Origin of the sequence: Candidatus Darwinibacter acetoxidans, from assembly GCF_041936445.1 — a bacterium.
In the GTDB taxonomy this organism is placed as follows: domain Bacteria; phylum Bacillota; class Limnochordia; order Darwinibacteriales; family Darwinibacteriaceae; genus DTU010.
In genome coordinates this window covers 1-5109 of sequence record NZ_JBHGXH010000144.1, presented here as the reverse complement: position 1 = coordinate 5109, position 5109 = coordinate 1, and the positions used below count along the sequence as shown (strand labels likewise).

Here is a 5109-nt window from a genome sequence, read left to right as displayed (position 1 = left end):
GGTTAACAAAACTGGTTACTGTGTTCTGGATGATTACGGGGACCACCAGGCTCAGAGCCATCTTGTAAAAGGCGCGATCCCCGATGAACCTGTTTCTAAAGCGCGTCCAGATTCCCGATGCTGAAACGCTGTGCACTGCTTTGCCTGCCTTTCCATTTGCCAATTGAACATCTAGGGCGAAAGCGGGTTCGAAAGAATCAAGATCAGAATACCACATCGCGATAGGGAAGACAATTGCGATTATGCGCTGCCCCAGGGTCCAAGGCCGGCGAAAAGCAGGATGACCTGGAAAAATATAGAATGTAAAGGCTAAAGGGTGGCGGAGAGGAGTGTGGCTGTGGAAAAAGATGACGACCGGGGTTATATCCTCAACCTAGGCAGCGGAGACGCTTCGCCCGAGATGGATGTCCATGCCTTTTTGAGGTTCGCCTATCGGGACGAATACGGGTTTTCCAAAGTAACGGGATGTTCCAGGAGGATTTTGGGGGCAACAACGTGTGGCGCAGCTGCCGTCTGAGGAACATGTATGCCCGCAACGCCAGGACAAGGCGATGGGAGTCCTGGAACAGATACCACATCAGCACCATGTACATCCCCGTATTGGATCACACCGACTCCTTTTTTGGCTCAGTGTGGGATTACGTCTTTTGACATATCGCCTTCGACGTTGATTGGGAGCTGAGCCCGGATCGGGACTATGTGTGGGTCCGCAGCGGCGGCGAGGGATTTGCTCCCAAAGACAAAAAAGTGCCGGTGGTTTACAATCTCGCCCAGCCTGCCCAACCAGATGATACCCGCTGGCTCGATTGACGAAAGCTCTTGGAAGGGATGATTGCTGTGCAGACCCTGAAGATCGTGGGCGCCATCATCGGCATTCTGTTCATATGGGGCGGTGTGGAGGCGTATCGCGAGCACCTCCAGCAGAAGTACGCTCACGACATCTTCCAGCTGGGCATGATCGCTCTGTTGATGCTGGCGGCGCTTTTGGCCATCGGGATCGACGTGGAGAGACCCGAGCTCACAACTGCCATCATCATGGGCTTAACCGCCCTGGCCATCACAGCGTTGGTGCTGGTGTACAATATCAGGATTATGGGCCCGGGGCACGGCATCGCGGCCACCATCATCCAAGCGGCGGCCTCTTTCCTGATCCTGATCGTGATCCTCTTGCTCCTCTCCGGCCGGGAGAAAAAGAAAAAGCAAGAAGGCGCCCAGCGCTAGCGGGGGCGCTTGACTCTCCCCTGAAGGCGGCGGGGTACAGCTATGCAAGGAAGAGCAGCTGAACCAAGGCCGTCAAAACGATGGCCAGCAGAGGCACGGCCAGTTTCCCCACGGTCTGGCCATAGCTTGTGCCGAAGTACTGGTTGGTCAAGGCCAGACAGAGGTGGAGGGGAGAGAGCAAGTAGCCGAACATGATGGAAACCAAAAGCAGGGAAGTGTACGGGGCCAGGAGGGCAGGGGGGAAGAGCGTTGCAAAAAAGGGAGCCAAAAGCCCCGCTGCCGCCATGTGCATGCCCACAAGGTACGCGGCAACTGCCCCCAGGCCCATCACCAGGATGGGTAGGGGAATGCCGTAGCGGAAGAAGGAAGCGGCCAGTGTACTGGTCACCCCAGAGGCCTCCACCACCGATCTGAAGAGCAGCAGGCTGAGGATGGTGAGGGCCAGCTTGTAGTCGATCCAGCGGGTGAAGAGCTCCTTCAGGCGCCCGAGGAGAGCGCGGCTGCGCTTTTCGCCTGGAAGGTTCCTCAGGAGCGCCCAAAGCAGGCCCCCGGCTGCGGCCAGGTAAAACGGCAGTCCCAAAAGGAGCATTAGACCTAGGATGACCAGGATGGGGGAAAAACTCTGCAGGAAGCTCAGCAGATGGCGAAGGGAGCTTTCTTGGCGTGCGTCCGCAGGGGGCAGCTGCGCTCTTTTGAAAAAGAGCAGATAGGCTGCGCCTAAGCCCACCAGCATAGGCAGGGCATTGTACTTGATAATGGACTGCTTTGGGATGTCCATCAGCTCGCTGAGGACGATCATGGAGGTGTGCAGCGGGTAAACGTAGTAGCCGATATGGCGGAAGAAGAGGTTGATGGCTGCTTGGGAGGTGCGGTCCAGATGCAGCGCCCTGGTGTTTTCTTCCACCAGGGGAGCGGACATGATGGCTCCGCCCGGTACGTTAATTGTGCCGACCAAGGCGGGCAGAAGCATGGCCAGCGCTTTAGGCTTGGGGAACAAGGCCACCAGGGAACTGATCATCTCTTCTAGGTCGCCAGTTGCTTTCATCACCTTGCCCAGCCCGCTGATGAGGGCCACAGCAAGAACCAGCTGCCAAGTCATGGGGCTTTTCAGGCCATCCCAGAGCGCAGCGGCAAAGGGCGAGAGCCCCATGGGGGAAAGCAGTCCCGTCAGGGCTGTCCCCACCAAGAGCGCCAGCCCCAGCGAGAGGCCCTTGGAGACTAGATAGAGGACGGATCCAAAAGCTACGGCAACTCCAACCACTGTCACGATGTTACCCCCCAGCCCTGCTCTTCTTCGACGCCGCAGAGGATTCTCCTTGCTGGTCAGGAGGGTTTTGCCCGTTGGAACAGAACACTTGACACAGACAGCGTCGACTCCAGTTAAGTAAGGGGGCCCGGAAGTGTCGAACGTGATTCTGCAGGTGCTGGAGCGGGATCTCCCTGAGCTTCCGCCGCAGGTGGCGGAGATCATTGAAGAACTGAGGGATCCGAACCTGATCGACCGCCCAGTCCTGATTCGCAAGATCAATGAATGCGGCAATCTCGGAGCGGCGGTGCTGCGGGTAGTGAACTCAGTGGGGCAGCGGCGCGGCAGGCGTGCCCGCAGCCTGGAAGACGCCATACTCCTTGTGGGGCTGGAAGCTACCCGCCACATCATCCTCGGCATCCTGCTGCAGGCTCTCTTCCCCCAGCGCCAGCTGCTGGAGAATTTTGACCGCCGCAGCTTTTTCCGCCACTGCCTGGGCACGGGTCTTGCTGCGCAGCTCTTGTGCCAGGAGGCGGGTCTGAGCGGGCGGTTCGATACGTATAAGCTCGTCAACTACGGCCTGATCCATGATATTGGGATTTTGGCCCTGGATCGGTGCCTGCCTGTAACCCTGAACCGCATTTTCCAAATCGCCACCGAAGAGAACATCCCCATCCTGCAGGCTGAGGGGAAGGTTCTCGGCCGGCACACCCATTCGGCCATTGGGCAGTGGGTGTGCACTAAGTGGCACCTGCCCCCCGATATCCGCAACGTGGTGCAGTACCACCACGCCCCCAGAAGGGCGCAGGTGAACAAGCAGGAGATCATCATCATGCACATTGCCGATACCATCAGCTTTAACTACTACGAATCGCTGCGGGAGTCTGTGCACAAATACGAGATTGAAGCTGATCTGGTGGAGTCTTTGGGCCTCTCCATGGCCCAGATCCTCAAGGTGGAAGAGGCCCTGCCCCAGCGGGTGGAGCGGGCCCTGGAAATTTTGGAGCCCATCGCCCAAGACGCACCCTGCATCTTCTAAGGCGGCGCGTTCTAGCCAGCGAAGCATCACGGCCGGCGGTCACCTTTGATCCTCGGCTGTTTTTTGATCCTGCGCCCGGGGCGGTCTCAGCCAGGGAGGTAGAGCCAGACTGAACTGCCTCCTTTCCCGCAGCGCCATAATGATGCTCTGCAGCACAATGAAGATGTAGAGCAGAAGACCGCTGACGATGGCCTGCAGGTTGGATTGGACCCCCGCCGCCCGAATCAGTTCATTGATGGTCAGGAGGGTCAGGGTGCCGATGGGCGCGCCCAAAAGGTTTCCTACTCCGCCGCTGAGCATAACGCCGCCCATGACGTTCGCGGCAATGGCCTTAATCTCATAGAGCGAGCCGTTGCCGATGTTACCTGCCCCCGTTGTGAGCAGGAAGATAAAGCCGGAGAGCCCGGCGGTGAGTCCGCAGATTACGTAGGAGAGAAAGATGGTTCTCTTGACGTTGATGCCCAGCATCCGGGCGCTCTGGCGGTTGCCGCCCACCGCGTAGAGGTTGCGCCCAAAGCGCGACCACTTCATCAAGATGGCGTAGAGAACAACCAGGGCTGCCACAACGAACACGCTGGGCTTAATTTCGCTGGGGATGAACACGCCCAGCCGGTTGACGGTACCCAGCCAGGGAATTTCGATGGTATACCGCCGCAGGGCCACAAAAGCTGGTTTGGTCACGTTGAGGGGCTCTTTGTGGAGGGTGGTCAAAAGCCCCTGCGCCAGGAACATCCCGCCCAGGGTGATGATGAAGGGCTGGATCTCTAGATAGGCGATGAGAAATCCATGCATCAGCCCGAAGGCCAGCCCGATCCCCAGGGACAGAAACAGCGCGCCCCAGATGTTCCCCGCTCCCGTTTCCAAAAGCAGTGCGCAGGCCATGGTGACCAGTCCGCAGACGGCGCCCACGGAAATATCGATGCCGCCGCCGATCATGACGATGCACATGCCCAGGGTCACGATGAAGAGCGCCGCGTTCAGGTTGAAAAAGTCAAAGAAGGTCTGGAACTGCCGGAAACTGACGGGGAAGCTGATCAGGGCAATCCCGTACATGAGGATAAGGATAATCCCGGCGATGATAAACAGAAGCGTCGAATTGGACATCCTTGTTTTTGGTTTGCCTTTGTTTAGGGGTCCCATCTTACTTCTCCTTCTTCGCAGAACTGTCCACAGCCGACACAGCCACTTCCTGGCCCGGGGAATAGCCGGTGGTGATCCCCTTGATCCTATCCAGCAGCTTACCGGCATAGGCACTGACCACGGGGGAAGCGATGATCATGAGGACGATGATAAACACCGCCTTGAACGCTTTGATGGCCTCGGGGTTTACCTCCAAACGGAGCAGGGTCCTGTTGAGCACCTCGATGGTGTACGCCCCGATAATCGACCCCGTGATGCTGAATTTCCCGCCGGCCAGCGAGTTACCGCCTAGAGCCACGGCCAAGATTGCATCCATCATGATGAACTTGAGCAGGTTGACACTGTCGTGGCGGCCCGCTTTGTTAACCGCAATGAAACCCGCGACCGCGCTGCAAACCCCCATGATCAAGAAGGTCAAGAAAATGACCTTTTTCGGATTGATCCCGTTCAGCCGCGCCGCGCT

7 protein-coding genes are annotated in these 5109 nt (G+C 58.1%); 4 read left to right on the top strand and 3 right to left on the bottom strand.

Translation table 11 applies throughout. From position 1 onward, the window contains the following. Positions 1 to 337 precede the first annotated feature (337 nt). The 3 genes from ACE4YL_RS05245 (at position 338) to ACE4YL_RS05235 (ending at position 1221) form a co-directional block, all read left to right on the top strand. The gene (locus ACE4YL_RS05245) at positions 338 to 517 is read left to right on the top strand and encodes a hypothetical protein (RefSeq protein WP_461358898.1); all 180 of its coding nucleotides are present in this window, start codon (positions 338 to 340) and stop codon (positions 515 to 517) included. Continuing rightward, positions 496 to 651, top strand: coding sequence for a hypothetical protein (locus ACE4YL_RS05240; protein ID WP_461358897.1), 156 nt, complete (start codon positions 496 to 498; stop codon positions 649 to 651). Before ACE4YL_RS05245 ends, ACE4YL_RS05240 begins: the two co-directional genes overlap by 22 nt. 186 nt (positions 652 to 837) lie before the next feature. Further along, positions 838 to 1221: a hypothetical protein gene (locus tag ACE4YL_RS05235; RefSeq protein ID WP_461358896.1), complete on the top strand. Its 384-nt coding sequence runs from the start codon at positions 838 to 840 to the stop codon at positions 1219 to 1221. Between the two features lie 40 nt (positions 1222 to 1261). Here the strand turns inward: ACE4YL_RS05235 and ACE4YL_RS05230 are convergent, their stop codons facing one another. Next, positions 1262 to 2488 (bottom strand): DUF401 family protein, encoded by a 1227-nt coding sequence (locus ACE4YL_RS05230; protein ID WP_461358895.1) that lies wholly within the window; start codon positions 2486 to 2488, stop codon positions 1262 to 1264. A gap of 133 nt (positions 2489 to 2621) precedes the next feature. On the opposite strand from ACE4YL_RS05230, the gene ACE4YL_RS05225 reads away from it, so the two are divergent. Further along, complete coding sequence (locus ACE4YL_RS05225) at positions 2622 to 3506, top strand: HDOD domain-containing protein (protein ID WP_461358894.1); 885 nt, start codon at positions 2622 to 2624, stop codon at positions 3504 to 3506. A gap of 39 nt (positions 3507 to 3545) precedes the next feature. Here the strand turns inward: ACE4YL_RS05225 and ACE4YL_RS05220 are convergent, their stop codons facing one another. Beyond that, complete coding sequence (locus ACE4YL_RS05220) at positions 3546 to 4646, bottom strand: ABC transporter permease (protein WP_461366862.1); 1101 nt, start codon at positions 4644 to 4646, stop codon at positions 3546 to 3548. 1 nt (position 4647) lies between these two features. Next, a partial coding sequence (locus ACE4YL_RS05215) for an ABC transporter permease subunit (RefSeq protein ID WP_461369334.1) occupies positions 4648 to 5109 on the bottom strand: 462 nt, incomplete at its 5' end.

What these genes read in the sequence shown, in the direction of transcription:
- ACE4YL_RS05220 (WP_461366862.1), bottom strand. Translation starts at nt 4,646, where the DNA reads ATGGGACCCCTAAACAAAGGCAAACCAAAAACAAGGATGTCCAATTCG.